Origin of the sequence: Streptococcus sp. FDAARGOS_192 (assembly GCF_002073815.2) — a bacterium.
Lineage (GTDB): Bacteria > Bacillota > Bacilli > Lactobacillales > Streptococcaceae > Streptococcus > Streptococcus salivarius_H.
Genome location: NZ_CP020431.2, coordinates 101,464 through 118,676, shown reverse-complemented (window position 1 = coordinate 118,676; position 17,213 = coordinate 101,464). Strand labels below are relative to the sequence as shown.

The 17,213-nt window shown below is 41.5% G+C and carries 14 protein-coding genes; 2 read left to right on the top strand and 12 right to left on the bottom strand.

Features of this window, described 5'->3' with window-relative positions; all coding sequences use genetic code 11:
• Nucleotides 1-34 precede the first annotated feature (34 nt).
• The 4 genes from A6J31_RS01615 to A6J31_RS01600 form a co-directional block, all read right to left on the bottom strand.
• Nucleotides 35-502, bottom strand: coding sequence for a helix-turn-helix transcriptional regulator (locus A6J31_RS01615; RefSeq protein WP_037599662.1), 468 nt, complete (start codon nucleotides 500-502; stop codon nucleotides 35-37).
• Between the two features lie 21 nt (nucleotides 503-523).
• Nucleotides 524-760 carry a hypothetical protein gene (locus A6J31_RS01610; protein ID WP_037599660.1) on the bottom strand — a complete coding sequence of 79 codons (237 nt, stop codon included), beginning with the start codon at nucleotides 758-760 and terminating at the stop codon, nucleotides 524-526.
• A gap of 397 nt (nucleotides 761-1,157) precedes the next feature.
• A complete protein-coding gene (locus A6J31_RS01605) occupies nucleotides 1,158-1,943 on the bottom strand; it encodes a hypothetical protein (protein WP_037599658.1) in 786 nt (261 codons plus the stop codon).
• 55 nt (nucleotides 1,944-1,998) lie between these two features.
• The gene (locus A6J31_RS01600) at nucleotides 1,999-3,366 is read right to left on the bottom strand and encodes a hypothetical protein (RefSeq protein WP_037599657.1); all 1,368 of its coding nucleotides are present in this window, start codon (nucleotides 3,364-3,366) and stop codon (nucleotides 1,999-2,001) included.
• 287 nt (nucleotides 3,367-3,653) lie between these two features.
• Here A6J31_RS01600 and A6J31_RS01595 point away from each other — a divergent pair, with 287 nt between their 5' ends.
• Entirely contained in the window at nucleotides 3,654-4,412 is a 759-nt protein-coding gene (locus tag A6J31_RS01595) for a peptidylprolyl isomerase (RefSeq protein ID WP_037599655.1), read from the top strand.
• Between the two features lie 36 nt (nucleotides 4,413-4,448).
• On the opposite strand, the gene A6J31_RS01590 is transcribed toward A6J31_RS01595, so the two are convergent.
• Complete coding sequence (locus A6J31_RS01590; protein WP_037599652.1) at nucleotides 4,449-6,350, bottom strand: beta-glucoside-specific PTS transporter subunit IIABC; 1,902 nt, start codon at nucleotides 6,348-6,350, stop codon at nucleotides 4,449-4,451.
• Between the two features lie 306 nt (nucleotides 6,351-6,656).
• Between A6J31_RS01590 and A6J31_RS01585 the strand changes: the two genes are divergently transcribed.
• Nucleotides 6,657-7,292, top strand: a complete 636-nt coding sequence (locus A6J31_RS01585; RefSeq protein ID WP_080610318.1) for a nucleotidyltransferase — start codon at nucleotides 6,657-6,659, stop codon at nucleotides 7,290-7,292.
• Nucleotides 7,293-7,361: 69 nt separating this feature from the next.
• Here the strand turns inward: A6J31_RS01585 and A6J31_RS01580 are convergent, their stop codons facing one another.
• From A6J31_RS01580 to A6J31_RS01550, 7 genes are all read right to left on the bottom strand, one after another.
• The gene (locus A6J31_RS01580; RefSeq protein WP_037599650.1) at nucleotides 7,362-8,750 is read right to left on the bottom strand and encodes an amino acid permease; all 1,389 of its coding nucleotides are present in this window, start codon (nucleotides 8,748-8,750) and stop codon (nucleotides 7,362-7,364) included.
• A gap of 169 nt (nucleotides 8,751-8,919) precedes the next feature.
• Complete coding sequence (locus A6J31_RS01575) at nucleotides 8,920-9,177, bottom strand: DUF896 family protein (RefSeq protein WP_002886085.1); 258 nt, start codon at nucleotides 9,175-9,177, stop codon at nucleotides 8,920-8,922.
• 33 nt (nucleotides 9,178-9,210) lie between these two features.
• Nucleotides 9,211-11,247 carry a glycine--tRNA ligase subunit beta gene (glyS, locus tag A6J31_RS01570; RefSeq protein ID WP_014634025.1) on the bottom strand — a complete coding sequence of 679 codons (2,037 nt, stop codon included), beginning with the start codon at nucleotides 11,245-11,247 and terminating at the stop codon, nucleotides 9,211-9,213.
• A gap of 283 nt (nucleotides 11,248-11,530) precedes the next feature.
• Nucleotides 11,531-12,448 carry a glycine--tRNA ligase subunit alpha gene (gene glyQ, locus A6J31_RS01565; protein ID WP_002886077.1) on the bottom strand — a complete coding sequence of 306 codons (918 nt, stop codon included), beginning with the start codon at nucleotides 12,446-12,448 and terminating at the stop codon, nucleotides 11,531-11,533.
• A 456-nt stretch (nucleotides 12,449-12,904) separates the two neighbouring features.
• Nucleotides 12,905-14,149, bottom strand: coding sequence for a hypothetical protein (locus tag A6J31_RS01560; protein WP_080610317.1), 1,245 nt, complete (start codon nucleotides 14,147-14,149; stop codon nucleotides 12,905-12,907).
• A gap of 105 nt (nucleotides 14,150-14,254) precedes the next feature.
• A complete protein-coding gene (nagA, locus tag A6J31_RS01555) occupies nucleotides 14,255-15,403 on the bottom strand; it encodes an N-acetylglucosamine-6-phosphate deacetylase (RefSeq protein WP_080611228.1) in 1,149 nt (382 codons plus the stop codon).
• A gap of 84 nt (nucleotides 15,404-15,487) precedes the next feature.
• Nucleotides 15,488-17,119, bottom strand: coding sequence for a Na/Pi cotransporter family protein (locus A6J31_RS01550; RefSeq protein ID WP_080610316.1), 1,632 nt, complete (start codon nucleotides 17,117-17,119; stop codon nucleotides 15,488-15,490).
• Nucleotides 17,120-17,213 lie beyond the last annotated feature (94 nt).

Here is a 17,213-nt window from a genome sequence, read left to right as displayed (position 1 = left end):
CTAGTTTTTTATATTTAAATGTATAGCTATGTATCTAGTCTTTTTTAATCTCCAAACTAAGCTTATAAAAACTATAAAGGCTATAAGCAATTGCAATGATTCCCAAGAAACCAAAGTATACATTATCCTTTAAACTCTTCAGATAAATGCCAATTATTATAAAGAGAAAGGTATTGATCAAAATGACTAATCTTTTATTTTCTATCTTGCCTATTTTAAGTACCAATAGTCTAATGATAAGTATCGATGGAGAGAATAAAACGGCAATGATTGTAAGTAAAATATTTTTTCTGCTAATTAAATTAGCTTTAATGCCTTTTTGAGATTCTTTTTCAATATTCATCTCTTTAAATAATAGTTCCAGTGAAACATTATCAGGTTCACTTTTTCCTAATTCCCATTTAGAAATCGTCTGACGAGTAACAAATACTTTATCTGCAAGTTCTTGCTGAGTCATACCTGTTTTAGTTCTATATTCTTTAATCAACGTAGCAATGTCCATTTTAATACCCCTAGCTTATTTCTATTCTTCGATAAAAGGCTCTATCAACAAAATTGCTATTAATATTATATAGAGAGGAAGTTTATAAATAAAGTAAGTAGCAACGAGTAATAGAAACAATAACATTCTCGTAACCCACGGATATTTGTTTGATAAACTGACCAATAAATTAACTAAAGGTTTCAGTATCAACCCCATTAATCCAAAAGCAAGCACCCATATAAAATTAGTTTTGTTTTTCTTAATAAATTGTAACATTAAGAATACCTCCTCAGATTTGTTACTTTAAATTTATCAAGACCCATGACTAAAAGCACACAACGAATAGTAAAATATGCGCAACGTCCTTAGAAACTAGGATGCAACGCTCCAAGTCATTACGCAACGAGGAGAATATTACCTCTTAAAAGTACGAAATGGCAGTACATTAGAATCTAAAGACAGTGAAATTTTATAATAATTAAGCTGTACTATTTTAAAGTCTATATTTTCATAAACTTTTGTTTGTCTTCGAGACCAAAACGTTGGACTACGACCTTCATATTTTTGAAGCTTCTACTTTTGTAGTTACACTTTCATTAACTTTAATCATCTTTATTACGTTTCCATCAATCTTATAATTAACTTCAAAACCTGTTGGTCTTCTCTATGCACCTTACCCCTGCATCCTCCTATACTCCTTCGACTTCTCGCCATACCAGTCCTTAGCTGAGTAGCCAAACTGCTCTCTATATCGCTCGGAGTATTTGAAGAGGTAATAGCCTCGTAGCAAATCAATGGAAAAGACATAAGTCGCAAAGACAAAAATAGCAGGCATTAGGGGCATCAAAACTGCATCAATACTCCCTCTGATGTCGCTCCCGGTAGAGCGGTCAAACAGTACCAGTCCAGCTGTAATCCCCGTTCCTCCTAAAAAGACCAAGCCATCTGAAATTTTTTCGGTTACAAGAGCTACCATAGGGCTAAACTCTGTCTGATTTTGAACGGCTTCTCTCAGTTTACGGGGAACCGTTCGAATCAAATAATAAATGGACAGAAGAAACATAGCCCCCGATAGTATACTGACAATATTTCGTCGTGTCATCATCATTATACCAGCACATACTGTAAAGATAGCGAGTAAGACGACCATATAAAAGTAGGTGCAGAATTTTAGTTTCATCGGGCTTCTTCTGTACTTTATTGAAAAGAAAAGATAGATCAGATACATGACTACATACAAGAGAATGACTGGCCACTGAATCCAAGAAAATGTTGGATTTTGATCAACTGTCAATCCTTTTATAAACATGGGCATAGCAATGGAGAAGAAATAAATAACAATTGAAGTGATTAACAAGCCAATAAATCGTTTCCAGCTTCCTTTTTGATTGAGCTTTTCTACGGTCTCCTTAGTGACAAGAGACTGACTTTGCTCGAATGTATAATTTAAGAATTTCAATAGCTTTCTCCTTTTATCAAGAAAAAAAAGGAAGGTTTCCCCTCCTGTCCCTTAATTAATCCTCATCTGGACCTGATTTATAAGTAAGGTAGAATGTATCTTCACCTTCTTTGGTATCAAATGACAAGTAAACACTCTTGAGTTTGCCATCTTCAGCCTTATAATCACTATAAGAAATAGTCATTTCTTTTTTGAATTCACCTTGACGAGATGTTGAAATCGTGTATTCTGCACTTGAAGCTTTAGGGTGATCCTTAACGACATCTTCAAGTTTTGTACCGTTTGATGGATCAGTGTAATCCCCCTTATTGAGAGCATCAAACTGTTCTTTTGTCCAGTCAGCTTTATAAGACTTATCAACTTCTACCTTATCTTGAGGGAATCTACCTGAAGCATATGACAAGATAAATGTACCATCATATTGTTTCGTAAAGGTTAGGTAAACACTTTCACCATAGTCTTTACCAGAGTAGTTCAACTTCATCTCATCGCCAGAGATTTGTGCATCAGAAGCCTTACCATAAGTCTTGATGATAGACTTAACGGTATCTTTACCGACTTTCAATTTCTGGAACTTAGATTCATTCCAGTCAAATTTAGCATTTTTGTCAATGTAATCGTTGACGTCAGTGCTATCACCTTTTGAATCAGATTTAGAGTCAGATTTTGAATCGCTGTCATCATTTTTCTTGTCAGCATCATCGTCTTTATCAGCAACTTTTGATGTCTTGCTTGAGCTTGTGTTATCACTAGCGTTTTGAGAGATTTGGAAAATCAAACCACCAATAGACACAAAGAGCATGAGACCAGCAACACCTGTTGCAATGATTGAAAGCAATTTCTTGCTTGATTTAAGGCTAAAGACAAGTGAAACAACTGCCACCGCAACTGCGAGGACTGTCAAGATGATGAAGAGCCAAGCAGGACCTACAAACCATGCCAAGACTGCAAAGATTACTGAAAGTGCAATCGCAACGATTGGCAAGATAAGATTGAAAAGAGGTTTATCTGCTGAGCCAGCTGCTGCTGGATTAGGAACTGTTCCAAATCCTTGAGCTGATGAGATAGGTGCCTTTTCAAACATGCTTGAATCAAATTGTGGTGTTGGTTGTTGCACAGGTGCTTCTGAGAAAGCTTCTGCACCAAATGGTGATTCACTGCTTGCTTGTTCTGCGACGGCATCCTCAGCTGTTTCAGCTACATCTGCGATGTCATCTTGTTCTGTGACTTCTTCAGTAGCAACTGGTTCTGGAGCTACTTCTTCAGCGACAGGTTCATTAGCTGGTGCTTCTACAGATGCTGCTTGAGCAGCCAAAGCACTTGTATCAAAGTCAGCTGCTTTAGCATCCAAAAATTCTTGGGGGCTAGGCTTACGCCCGTGTACCGACTCAAAGAGTTCAGCCCATTCTGCTTTAGTTGACATAAAAATCTCCTTTTTTCAAGAAATCCAAACAAGAGGCCCCTTCAGCTTAGCGAAGTTTTCTATAGTTAGAATTTAGACACCTATCTCTGATAAGAGCAAGTAGCATGCGTCCTTCCAAAAGTCAGCCCTCACTTTTTAGCCTGAGGCAACCTTTCCCTATATCTAGTCCCATGTTCATTTTCTTGTTGATAGTTCCATTCTACCATATTTAAAGACCTCTGTTAACCGTTTCCCAAAAGGTTTTTTTCTGCTACAATAGTAGGTATAATGCACCAAAGGAGTTATATATGAAAAACATTAAAAAGTACATTCCATTAATTATTGTACTTGTTATCGCAGGCCTAGGTTTTGCCTTTCGTGAGAACATCGCACGCGTCGTTCGTGGAGATGCTTATGTTGATAATAAGATATTCACTAAACAATTAGAAAAAGCCCAAAAATCTGGAAAAGATGCCTTTCCACAGTTGTCTGACAAGGTCGGTAAGGACGAAGCTGAAGTTATCCTCCACACTTCAAAGGGTGATATCACAGTCAAACTCTTCCCTACACTTGCTCCAAAGGCTTCTGAAAACTTCTTGAAACATGCCAAGGACAAATACTATGATGGTCTTACCTTCCACCGTGTCATCAAGGACTTCATGATTCAAAGTGGTGACCCTAAGGGTGACGGTACTGGCGGAGAATCTATCTGGAAGAAAGGTTTCGCTGTTGAGCCTACACCATTCCTCTACAACATCCGTGGCGCACTTGCTATGGCCAATACTGGTGCTAAGAATTCAAATGGCAGCCAATTCTACATTGTTCAAAACAAGGACGATCAAAGCAAGCAACTAGGAAATGCTGGCTATCCAAAACCTATCATTGACGCCTACAAAAAAGGTGGTTACCCAGCTGGTGATACCAAATATACTGTCTTTGGACAAGTCATCAAAGGCATGGATGTCGTTGATACCATTGCAAACCTTGAAGTCGATGACAACAGCAAACCAAAAGAAAATGTAACGGTTAATTCCGTTGAAGTTGTGAAAGACTACAAATTCAAATAAACAAAAATCCGAGAAGTTGATTCTCGGATTTCTTTTTTATTTAACAGCAGTGAGGAGATAGTCGCCAGTGTTAACACGAGCTTCTTTAGTCGTTAAGACATCATTAAAGTCAGCTGTATTGGTCACAATGACTGGCGTGATAACTGGTAATTTAGCATCTCGGATAGTTGCTAGGTCAAATTCTATAAGTTTCTGTCCTGCTTCTACGACTTCACCTGCTTCCACATAGGTCTTGAAACCTTTACCAGCAAGAGAAACAGTGTCCATACCAATATGAATGAGAAGCTCTGCACCATTTTCAGTTGTCAAACCAATCGCATGACCAGTAGGGAAGACTAAATTAACAGTTGCCTTAGCTGGTGCGACAACTACCCCATCAGTAGGGTCAATAGCGATACCTTTACCCATAGCTCCTGAGGCAAAGACTTGGTCAGGAACTTGGTCAAGTGGGACAACATTCCCGATAAGTGGGCTTGCAATAATTTCTTGTTGAATTTCCTTAGGAGCGGGTGCAGCTTCTTCAGCTTTTTCCTCAACCTTAGCTGCCCCACCACCGTATAGATTTGGTACTCGGACAAAAAGTTGGATGAGGAAGGCAAGAACACCACCCACAATGGCAATAATAATGGCAAAGATAACTTTAGAAAGGTTACCGTCAGGCCCAATAAGGCTTGGGAAGACAAAGACACCCAGACCACCTATTGAATACGTCTTAATATCTAGGGCCATCATGGCAGCCCCCATAAGTCCTGAAACACCACATGAAATGTAGAATGGCGTTTTCATTGGAAGGGTTACCCCATAGATAGCAGGTTCTGTAACCCCAAAAATAGATGAAATGAAGGCTGGCATAGAGATGGTACGGACTTTTTCTTCTTTCGTTTTAAGCATGATAGCTCCCAACACACCTGTTTGCGTGAAACATGGAAGAATAGCTGCCGAAAGAATAATAGAACTTCCGTTTGTTGCCACATCTAGGATAGCAAGGGGAACAAGCGCCCAGTGCATTCCGAACATAACCAAGACTTGCCACGAGATACCGAGTATAAGACCAAAGACAATCGGACTAAAGTTCATGATTGCTTGGAAAAGGCTTGTCAATCCATCAGAGAAAGTATTAGCAACTGGTCCTACCACCAAGAATGTCAATGGGACAGTAATGAGTAATGTAAAGAAAGGTACCGCAAAGACTTTAATGACATCTGGGATAATCTTAGTAAAGAATTTTTGAATGTGAGAAGCTACCCAGATGGCCAAGATAGAAGGCATTACAGTTGAGAGGTAGCCCCCTGCTGGAAGCGTAAATGGAATGGCTCCTAGAACATGACCATGGCCAGCCTTTTGAAGCGCTGCTACCGCTGTAGCAATATCTGGGTAGACAAGTGCTCCTGCAATCGCAATAGCTGTAAACTCATTAACCTTGAAACGACGAGCAGATGTCAAGGCAATCAAGATTGGCAAGAACTGGAAGAAACCATCTCCCGCCGCATTCAAGATAACATACATAGGACTTGTCGCAGCTGACAGGCCACATGCCGCCATGATAGCGACTACCCCTTTGATAATCCCGGCCGCAGCCAATGGACCAAGGAAGGGTTGGAAAATACTAGAGACCATAGATACAAAGCGGTCAAAGAGATTTCCCTTAGGTGCATCCCCTTCATCGAGATCAAGACTTCCACCTGCTGGAAGACCACCAACTTGGAGGACTTCCGCATAGACGTCAGGCACATGGTTACCAATAACCACCTGATATTGTCCACCTGCCTTAACCACCGTAACAACTCCGTCACGGTTCTTAAGGTAGTCATCATCTGCTTTAGATTCATCTTTCAAATCAAAACGCAAACGTGTCACACAGTGTTTCAAGCTATTGACATTTTCCTTGCCACCAACGTGTTTGAGAATGTCCTCAGCTAATTCAGTATATTTAGCCATAAGGGCTCCTTTCTTGTCTAGGATTCTAGTTTTCTTTGAGGCTTTTTCAACGAAAAAAACCTAAATAAATACCAAGAACCAATTGGGATAAGCATACACTACTCCCATTAGTTTTTCGTATTTATCTAGGTTTTGCCTGCTGACCAGTAACAATCCTTTTGCTATGGTTCTATCTTATCAGAGTCCAAACATTTTTGCAAGCCCTTACATAATTGTTTTTTGTTTTTCGAGGTAAATTCTTGACCAAGAGCATAAGTCATGATAAACTATTGTTAGTTTATAAACTAACAGAAAGAGAGTTACACGATGAAAACAAGAGCAATTATTGAATTTAAAGATACATACGCTAGCATGGAATGCCACAAGCTTGGTTACCAAACCAAGGAAACTGCCTTGGCTATTATTTCCCCTACTGGACATATTCTATCAAGTACACCGCTTTTCAGAAAGGCATATGGTTCGAACACTGCTCACATCGACCAGCTTCCTTTCAATATAGATAATCTCAGTATCACAGCAAAAGGTCTCAGTAAGAAAGCCAAAGCCAACTTGGAAGATTGGATTGCCCATACTATTATTCTTCCAATGGACTATGATAAGTACTTTACTAAGCATCAAGAACTTTTGCACCTCCTAGCAGAATCACCTATCGTTGAGTCTGTCCAAGCCTTGATTTATAAGACAGTTAAAATCCATTTTTCTGAAGCACTCAATGATGAGCATATTCGTCAACTACAAGGGTTTATTCTTGCTCAGGCAGGTATTTATAGCTATATTGGGACATCTACAGTTTCAGACCGAAATGCCTACCAGGCTCTTGAATGGGCTAAACTTGATGTTAATGGTCGTTCACACAACGATCATAAGCCTGCTATTTTTCATCGTAGCAAAGGCCTCTTAGGTGGCTTCTTTCACCACGGAAATCAAGAAAGTATTGCATAACTAATAACTGGGACACCTTGTGTCCTTTTTTGCAACAAAAAACTCACCATAAAGGTGAGCTAGATTGATTTATTTACTATGTTTCCAGTTACTATAGATACTAAATACCACAATCCAGATGGCTGCCCCAATAGCTCCGACAACTGTTGACTTTTGCAAGAAGAGACAAACAAAGACGAAGATAAAGAAAAGGATAGTCAATGGATTGAGAATCTTGTAGGCTGGCATAAGGAAACCATCTGCCATGAACTCTTGAGATTTACGGTACTTGAGATGAGCAAGCATGGTCAAGATATAGATGGCAATGTAGACCCCTGATGATGATGCGGTAATCAAAGCGAAGGCATCAGATACACCAGGCAAGACATTGATGAAGGCTGAAACACATACTACAATGGCTGAAACAATGATAGCACGTGAAGGAATACCATTACGTGACAAAGTATCTAGCTTCAAAGCTTTCATGACTTTACTATTTGGTGTTTCCTTAGCAATTTGGAAGAGGTGACGACCTGTAGAGTAAAGTGTTGAGTTCAATGATGAAGCCGCTGCTGTCAAGACAACAAAGTTAATGAAGGCTGCTGCCCACTTGATACCAGCCATTTGGAAGACCGTTACGAACGGTGATTCATTAACTGGAAGTTTTTGCCATGGGAAGATAGCCATGAGGGCAATGAGGGCACCCACATAGAAGATGACAATACGAATCGGAATCTCCTTGATTGCCTTTGGTAAGACCTTACGTGGATTCGCTGTCTCAGAAGTTGTAATCCCTACAAATTCGATGGCTTGGTAAGCAAAGAAGACCATTTGGAAGGTCATAACAAAGCTTACCCAACCTTTAGGGAACATCTGAAAGCCGTGTGTAATATTGGCAAGGCTAGCATGTCCAGCAGGCGTTTCAAAGTTGGTTGCTACCATGAAGATACCTGTTGCGATAAGAGCAAGAATGGTGATAATCTTAATCATCCCAAACCAAAACTCAACTTCCCCGAAAATCTTAACCGCAATCAGGTTAACCGAGCTCAGGATAATCAAGAAGACAATCTGAATCTGCCAGGCAGGCCAACTTGGGAACCAATATTGCACATAGGTTGATACTGCCGTAATTTCTGCCATCCCGAGGAATATCAGTGATACCCAGTAAGACCAACCCGAGAAGAATCCCCAGCCCTTACCAAGGTATTTGGTAATAAAGTTGATAAAGGTGTGCTGGTCAGGATCCATATAGAGCATCTCACCGATCGCTCGCATCATAAGATACATGAAGATACCAGTTAGTATATATACTAAGATGATTGAAGGTCCTGTTAGGGAGAGAGAACGCCCTGCCCCGAGGAAGAGACCTGTACCGATTGTACCAGCGATGGCAATCAGCTGGACGTGACGGTTTTGAAGACCACGCACCATCCCATTCTCAGTCTGGTTGTCGTCTTTATGATGTTGCTTTTGCGACATTTTTTTCACTCCAATTCTATTGAGCACGACTCATTGAATCATGCCATTTTTTAACATAACTTATATTTTACCATTTTTGAAATAATTGGTCAATTTTTATACAGAATATTCAGAATTTTATACTTCAAAACAAGGGCTTGGAAAAATTCCAAACCCTTGTTCATCGTTATTATGATTCAGGATCATCAAGGCTACGGCCATGCAAACCTTTTTCACGTTGCACTTGGCGTAGTTTTTCAGGTGTCACATCGTTACCTTCTTCGTCAACCACTTTAATTCCTTCGATATGGTGACGAACTGAGCGACGATAGCCCTCAATGTATTCTTCACGAAGTTTTGCTTGCTCCACTTCTTCTTCTGGAGTCAAACCTTCTGTTTTTTTCTTTTTAGCAAGCTCATTGATACGAGCGATTTTTTCAGGTGTCATAATAAAACCTACTTTCTACCTGTTACCAGGTACTTATTTTGTGTTCAATTGGTTGAAGGCTGCAACAGCGTTAGCTTTCGCTACAAGACCTGCAAGAAGGGCCAAACGGTTGTTTTTAACCGCTTCATCTTCTGCCATGACCATGGTGTTGTCAAAGAAGGCATCGATGACTGGGCTAAGAGCAAAGAGTTGAGCCAATTTGTCGCTAGCTGAACCAGTCAATTCTAGCTCTTCAATCGCTTTAGCAAGAGCTTTTTCTTGATCATTTTCAAAGAGACTGGCATCGACTGCTACTGAAGCATCTGCTTTTTCTGCCAAATTGAAGGCACGAGAGAGTGATTCAACAGCTGCTTTGTAACCATCAGCCTTAGCAGCTTCTGAGAGGGCGTCAGCTGCTTCAAGCATATCAGCCACGACAAAGTTTGAACCAGCAAGAACGGCTTCTTTGATATCTTTTGAAGTGCGTCCCATCATCTTGTCCACACGCGCTTTGATGAAGTTGATGACTTCTGCTTGATTGTCATATGAAAGGCTATCAAATGAAAGTCCGTAGAGGCTGTCAATCAACTCATCCATAGGGATGTGCCAACCAAAGGCATCCAAGATACGAACAATCCCTTGTGTTGCACGACGAAGCGCATAAGGGTCATTTGAACCTGATGGAATCAAGCCAACTGAGAAGAATGAAAGGAGGGTATCCAATTTATCTGCAAGCGCAAGGATAGCACCAACCTTAGTCTCTGGAAGGGCACCATCTGCTGAATCAGGAAGGTAGTGCTCACGGATAGCTGTCGCTACCGCAGCATCTTCACCAGCGAGAAGGGCGTATTTTTCACCCATGATTCCTTGCAATTCATCGAACTCTCCGACCATACCAGTCAAGAGGTCAAATTTGTAGATTTCAGCTGCACGAGCTACTGCTGCCGTTTCTTCTGCAGTCAAACCAGCTTGCTCAGCTAGTGACGCTGCAATGACACCAGCGCGCGCCATGTGTTCTGAAAGAGAACCAATTTTTTCATGGAAGGTTACGTTCGCCAATTTAGCAACGAGGTCTTCAATCTTAAGTTTTTGGTCTTCACGCCAGAAGAATTCACCATCTTCAAGACGTGCAACCAATACTTTTTCATTTCCTCGGATAACATTTTCCAAGTGCTCAGCGTTACCATTACGGACTGAGATGAAGTTTGGTTTAAGTTTACCATCAAGGTCACGTACAACAAAGTAACGTTGGTGCGTTTCCATTGAGGTCACCAAGACTTCTTCTGGAACATCCAAATACTTAGTATCAAAACTTCCCATGAAGGCAGTTGGGTATTCGACCAAGTTCAAGACTTCATTCAAAAGTCCTTCTTCGATTTGAACTTGAACACCTTGTTCTGCTTCGATGGCTTTGATTTGCTCACGAATCATGTTTTCACGTTCTTTGCTATCCGCAATCACGTAAACGGTACGAAGGTCTTCTTCATAAGAATCCGCATTAGTAATTTCCACTTCATGTCCAAGGAAACGGTGTCCACGACTCACACGACCTGACTTGATATCCAAGAAATCAAGGTCGAGCGCTTCGTCACCCAAAAGAACTGTCAAGGTATGAACTGGGCGAATGTATTCAAATGTATTGTTAGCCCAGTGCATGCTGACAGGGAAGGTCAATGAAGCAAGCACTTCTGGAACGCCAGCCAAAACTTCTTTAGCTGGTTTTCCAGCTTCGTGTTTAGTGACATAAACGTACTCTTCACCTTTGACTTCACGGAATTCGATATCATCAACAGTCAAACCTTTCCCACGGACGAATCCTTGAGCTGCTTTTGAGAAGTTTCCATCTGCATCCAAGGCGATTTTCTTAGAAGGTCCTTTAAAATCTTCAGTCAAATCCGATTGTTGGTCAGCTAAACCAATCACACGGACTGCCAAACGACGTGGTGTTGAGAAGGTTTGAATGCTTTCGTATGAAAGACGGTTGTCATCTAAGAAGGCTGCCATTTTCTCACCGAGTTGTTTTTCACTTGGTGTGACAACGTAGGCTGGCAACTCTTCAAGTCCAAGTTCTACTAATAAGTTTTTTGTCATGTTTTTTCCTTTACAAAATTCTTCTTTTTGATAGGCATCTTAGGTACTGGGGACGTTGCTAACTAACTTTGTGAGGCTGTAGGGAAATCTTCTGTCTTCTCCACATCGATTTCCAACAGTCTCATCAAAGTGGATTTAACCAACTGATTCTTGAACCTAACGTTTCAAAAATCCCCATATACCAGTACGGCGATGCCTATCCCTTTAGCAAGTCTTCGACTTGCCTCTGGGTAGCCATGTGGGCTCACTTTGTTTGCCCATTTTCCATTCTTGTAACTCTTTTTTATTCTTCCTCTTCTGCTAGGAGTTTTGCGCGTGTGGCTTCGTCGAGAAGTGGGTAACCAAGTTTCTTACGTTCTGCGACGAAGGTTTTGGCTACGACACGGGCCAAGTTACGGATGCGGGCAATGTAGCCGGCACGTTCTGTAACAGAAACAGCACCACGAGCGTCAAGCAAGTTGAAGGTGTGTGAACATTTCAAAACGTAATCATAGGCAGGGTGAACAAGGCCCAATTCCAAAGCACGTCCTGCTTCTTTTTCAAATTTTTCGAAGTTTTCAAGAAGCATATCTTGGTCAGAAACTTCAAAGCTGTATTTTGAGTGTTCATATTCTGGTTGAAGGAAGATTTCTCCGTATTTAACGCCTGGAGCCCACTCGATGTCATAAACTGAGTCTACCTCTTGGATGTAAGAAGCCAAACGTTCCAATCCGTAAGTGACCTCAGAAGTTACCGGGCCAGTTGCCAATCCACCAACTTGTTGGAAGTAGGTGAACTGAGTGATTTCCATACCGTCGAGCCAAACTTCCCAACCAAGACCAGCTGAACCAGTTGATGGATTTTCCCAGTTATCTTCAACGAAACGAATATCGTGTTCCAAAGGATTGATACCCAATTTTTCCAATGACTCAAGGTAGAGTTCTTGGATGTTTGATGGTGATGGTTTCATAACAACTTGGAATTGGTGGTGTTGGTAAAGACGGTTTGGGTTTTCCCCGTAACGACCATCCGCTGGACGACGAGATGGCTCTACATAAGCCGCATTCCATGGCTCAGGACCAATGGCACGAAGGAAAGTGTAAGGACTCATGGTTCCCGCACCTTTTTCATTATCATAAGCCTGCATGAGCATACAACCCTGGTCATTCCAGTATTGTTGCAAAGTCAAAATAATTTCTTGAAATGTTAATTTCTTAGACATTAAATACTCCTTGATTTAAATGATTTCTTGCGACACGAGTCTGCCTCGTCGATTTTACGAGGCAAGACGAGTTAGTACTGCGTTTAGCTCAGGCACCCTAGTGCTGAGCGTGGGGCAGTCCGACTATAAGGAGGTCTCTACCACTGACGCAGTGGAAAGTCAATTTTTTAGACATTATTTACTCCTTATTCATAAAGTTTCTTGTGACTCAGGATGCAAAAAGAACCGTGTCTCTGCTCCTAAGTCGTTCGACCTAGGGGCGTCAGAAACGCGGTTCCACCCTAATTTATTACTTCATTTTATCTGTTTGTACTCAGCTCTTTGCTGAGAGAAAGCGCCACTTGCTTACTTTGCTCTACTTGGCTTTCACTATCCCAAGCTCGCTAGAAAAACGCCATAAGCCCTTCTTTCTTGTCAGTATTATAGCAGAAATAGGGAAACTTGTAAAATAAAATTCTAATCCTTCTCACTGATTCCCATTTCCTGACGAACATGTGCATGGGAATCTTCATGGAGAATGTCATTATCAATAATTGAGGCTTCTCGAAGTTCTTTGGCCTTTTTCTTGTCCTGATGGGTTAAGTCTTGATTGGGATCATACGCTTTCTCAACGATAGACAAGAGATGATTTCGAATTTCCTTTTCCTTACAAATTTTGGCTTTTTTGCGGTAGCTAGCCACAACCAGCACAACCAACATCAGCATTCCTAAATAACCGATAATAGGATACATAACCGCTACCAGTTGACGGAAGCCCATGAAGGAAATAGCGAAACCAGCAAGGGCAAATGTAGCCACGAAGAACTTGAAGCGTTTATCACTACCTGCTGAGAAGTGTTTCCCAAGAGCATAATAGAGACTAAAGACGGTATTAAAAATCAACCCAAAGATGACCAAGGCGTAGAGCGTCGCAAAGATAGGGTTCACTTCCTTAGCAATAGCCAACATAGGGACATCCGAGCTAGCAATCTTATCACTGTTAGCAAAGAGAATCAAGGTCGTGACGAAGAAAATCACACCAACCATAAATCCTCCCCAGGCTCCACTCTTTTCAGCTTCATTGATTTTAAGAATAGAGCCACCCATCACAAAGGCCATGGCTATGGCTGACATAACACAAACGGCAAAATAGTTAACCACAGACAGCCAAATACTCGGAAAAGGAGATTGAATGGTTTGCGACACCTTATCCATCTCAGCAAAATCCCAGTGACGTCCTAAAACATTGGTCACGAATATCATGGCAATCATAACCAAAATCATAGGGGTAAAAACTCCAATAACACCGATGATTTTTTTGAAATCTAGGAAACTCACAAAGATAGTCAGAGCTGTACAAAGGAAAGCACCTACCCAAATCGGAAAGCCGAACTGTTGGTTTAGGTTAGCCCCTGCACCTGCTGTCATCACAAAACCAAACAGGAAACAAGTGATAATCAAAGCGATATCCAGAATACGGTAAATCACAGGATGACTGATTTCTGCCAGGACTACCGAATGATCATCTGAGCGGTAATAACTTCCCAGAGCAATCATGAGTCGCCCAAAGCCAACATGCAAGATTCCTAGAACCATGACACCTATCAGTCCCCAAGCTCCAAAACTAACAAAATACTGTAAGAGGTCCTGTCCTGAAGACACCCCTGCACCAATCATTACACCGACATAGGCCAGGGCAATGCTCCAAATACGTTTTGACATATTACCTCCTGTAAAATACAAAGTATTTCTATTTTACACTACTCTGACACCTTTGTAAAAATCAATCAAAAACAGCACCTTCATAAGAAAGTGCTACTTATTCTCTTATTTTTCCCAACCTTTTCGTCCATCAACATAGGTTGCTTGTAAGTCCAAGGAGTCATCTAAGACGATAAAATCAGCTGGTAAACCTGCTTTTAGGCTTCCGCAAGTATTTTCAAGCCCAACCGATTTAGCTGGAACACTAGTTGCCATCTGCAGAGCTTGAGCAACCGTCACAAGTCCCCAATCAACCACATGTTTAACACCGTCTTTAAGTTGAAGGATAGATCCAGCTAGGTTACCACCTTCTTTGAGACGGGCGGTACCATTTTCAACGATGACAGGAAGTTCACCCAGCATATAGTCGCCATCAGGACGTCCTCCCGCTGACATACAGTCCGTAATAAGGGCAACTCCTTGAGGTGTCTTTTGCTTGATAAGAACCTTACAAGCTGCAGGGACTGCGTGATGCCCATCTGCAATCAGCTCACCAATCGTTTCAGGACTATCGAAGGCTGCACCAACCATACCAGGCTCACGGTGTGTAAAACCACGCATTCCGTTGTAGACATGAACCCAAACGGACGCCCCCGCTTCCACTGCTGCCATGGCTTCTTCATATGTGGCATTGGAATGACCTAGAGCAATAGTGACGCCTTGCTTGGTTGCTTCTTGGATAAATTCAGCTACTCCCTCACGTTCAGGAGCAAGAGCCAATTTAATCAATTTTCCTTGAGCTGCCTCCTGCCATGACTTCAATTGTTCCACACTTGGATTGCCCATGTATTTAGGATTTTGAGCTCCCTTATAGGTTTCAGTAAAATAAGGTCCTTCAAAGAAGAGCCCTTGAATTTTGGCACCAGTTTCCTTACCAACCGTATTAGCTGTTGTTTGGCAAATAGCCTTCAGCTCTTCAAATGGCGCTGTTAGGGCTGTCGGTAAGAAAGAGGTCACACCTGCTGATAGCAAGGCTTGACTCATGCCTAGAAGACTTTCCTCAGAATTACCCATGACATCATAACCCGCAAATCCATGAATATGAGTATCTACAAGACCCGGAGCAATCTGATAATTACTGTAATCCAGTACTTCTGCACCTTCTGGTACCTTTTCTGTCCAGTCACCGAAATGACCATCCACAACCTCTAGGTAGCCACCTTCCTTGATTTTATTTTCAAAGTAAAAACGTTTGGCTGAAATATAATAGGTCATAAGACCACCTCTCATCATTTTTCTATATTCTTAATACGCTTTCATTATATCAAAAAAGCCGAGAAATTTTCTCGACTTTCTCTATTAAATCACACCTTCTGTAACCTTTTCAACAAGATTAATCGCATGGTCTGCGATACGTGTGTAATGTGAGAGGTAATCAACATAGTTGATACCTGCTTGCGCAGTACACTCACCATTGTTAAGACGTTTGGTATGTGTTTTACGCAATTGTTTTTCAAGTTTTTCCAACTCTTCATGACGAAGGATGACTTGACCTGCAAGTACCTTGTCATCATCTACAACCACACGAATACTATCAAGAGCGATGCGGTGAGTACGATTGTAAACATCCGCAAGCTCAGCCTTGGCAGTATCAGAGAATTCAATTCCCTTACTATGAATGTGTTGTGAAAGATTAGCACTTGCAAGAGCAAGGTCACCCATACGCTCCAAGTCACGAACAGAATCAAGCACACTTGCCAAAACTTCATTTTCAGAAACGCTAAGAGATTCGTTTGAAATATCGATCAAGTAAGTTGTCAACTCTTCATCAATACTGTTAACAGCTGTTTCATACTTCTCAACCTTGTCGAAGTATTTCTCATCTCCCTTAGCAAAGAAAGCGTATGAAGCTTCCAAAGACTGGATGGCGTATGACGCCAAGTGCACCAATTCTTTCTTGGCATTACCAAGGGCGATAGCTGGTGCCTGTGTGATAAGCAAACGGTCCAAGTAAAGTGCTTCGTACTTGTTAATTTCGTCCTCACCAGGAATAATCTTAGTTACAAGGTAAGCTAGAACTCCGATGAATGGGAATTGAACGATAGTATTTGCAATGTTAAAAGTACCGTGAGCAAAGGCGATGGTCATCTCAGGTGTCAATCCAAGCACAGACTTAAACCATTGAATCAAGGCTGTGAATGGTACCAAAAGAATCAAACACAAGACCGTCCCAATAACATTGAACAGGACGTGAGCCCCTGCCACACGTTTAGCCGCAATGTTCGAACCAAGAGCTGCTAGTACCGCTGTGATTGTTGTTCCGATATTATCCCCAAAGAGGATTGGAAGGGCACCTTGCAGATCAAGCAAACCACCTGAGTAGAGACTCTGAAGAATACCGATGGTCGCTGCTGACGATTGAATCAACATGGTCAAGCCAGCACCGATGATAACCCCCATGACTGGGCGATCACCCAAGGTTGCCAAGTAGTCCTTAAAGGCTGTAACTGACTTCAAAGGTTCTACCGCATCTCCCATAAGGTTAAGGGCAAAGAAAATCCCCCCAACACCAAACAAGATACGTCCTAGATTATTGAGCTTCTTATTGCTTGTAAAGAAGAGAAGCGCAGCCCCCAGGAAAATCACTGGAAGGGCATAGTCACCAAGCTTGAAACCAATCATGAAGGAAGTTACGGTTGTACCGATGTTTGCCCCCATGACAATACCAATAGCCTGACGAAGACTCAAAAGCCCTGCCGAAACCAGACCGACGACAATAACGGTAACCCCTGAACTCGATTGAATCAAGGCCGTCATGACAATACCAATCAAAACCCCTAAAAACGGGTTGCTGGTATACTTATCGATGTAAAAGCGCAACTTATCTCCGGCTGCTTGTTGAAGACCATCTCCCATATACTTGATACTAAAGAGGAAAAGCCCCAAACCACCGAGGAAAGAAAACGCAATATCTTGCCAATTTACTGACACATTTTTGTCCTCATTATTTAAAAATTTTCGGTTAAACCGACCTTTCTATTGTATCGATTTATTAGGGAATAGACAAGGCTTTTTCCACAAAATA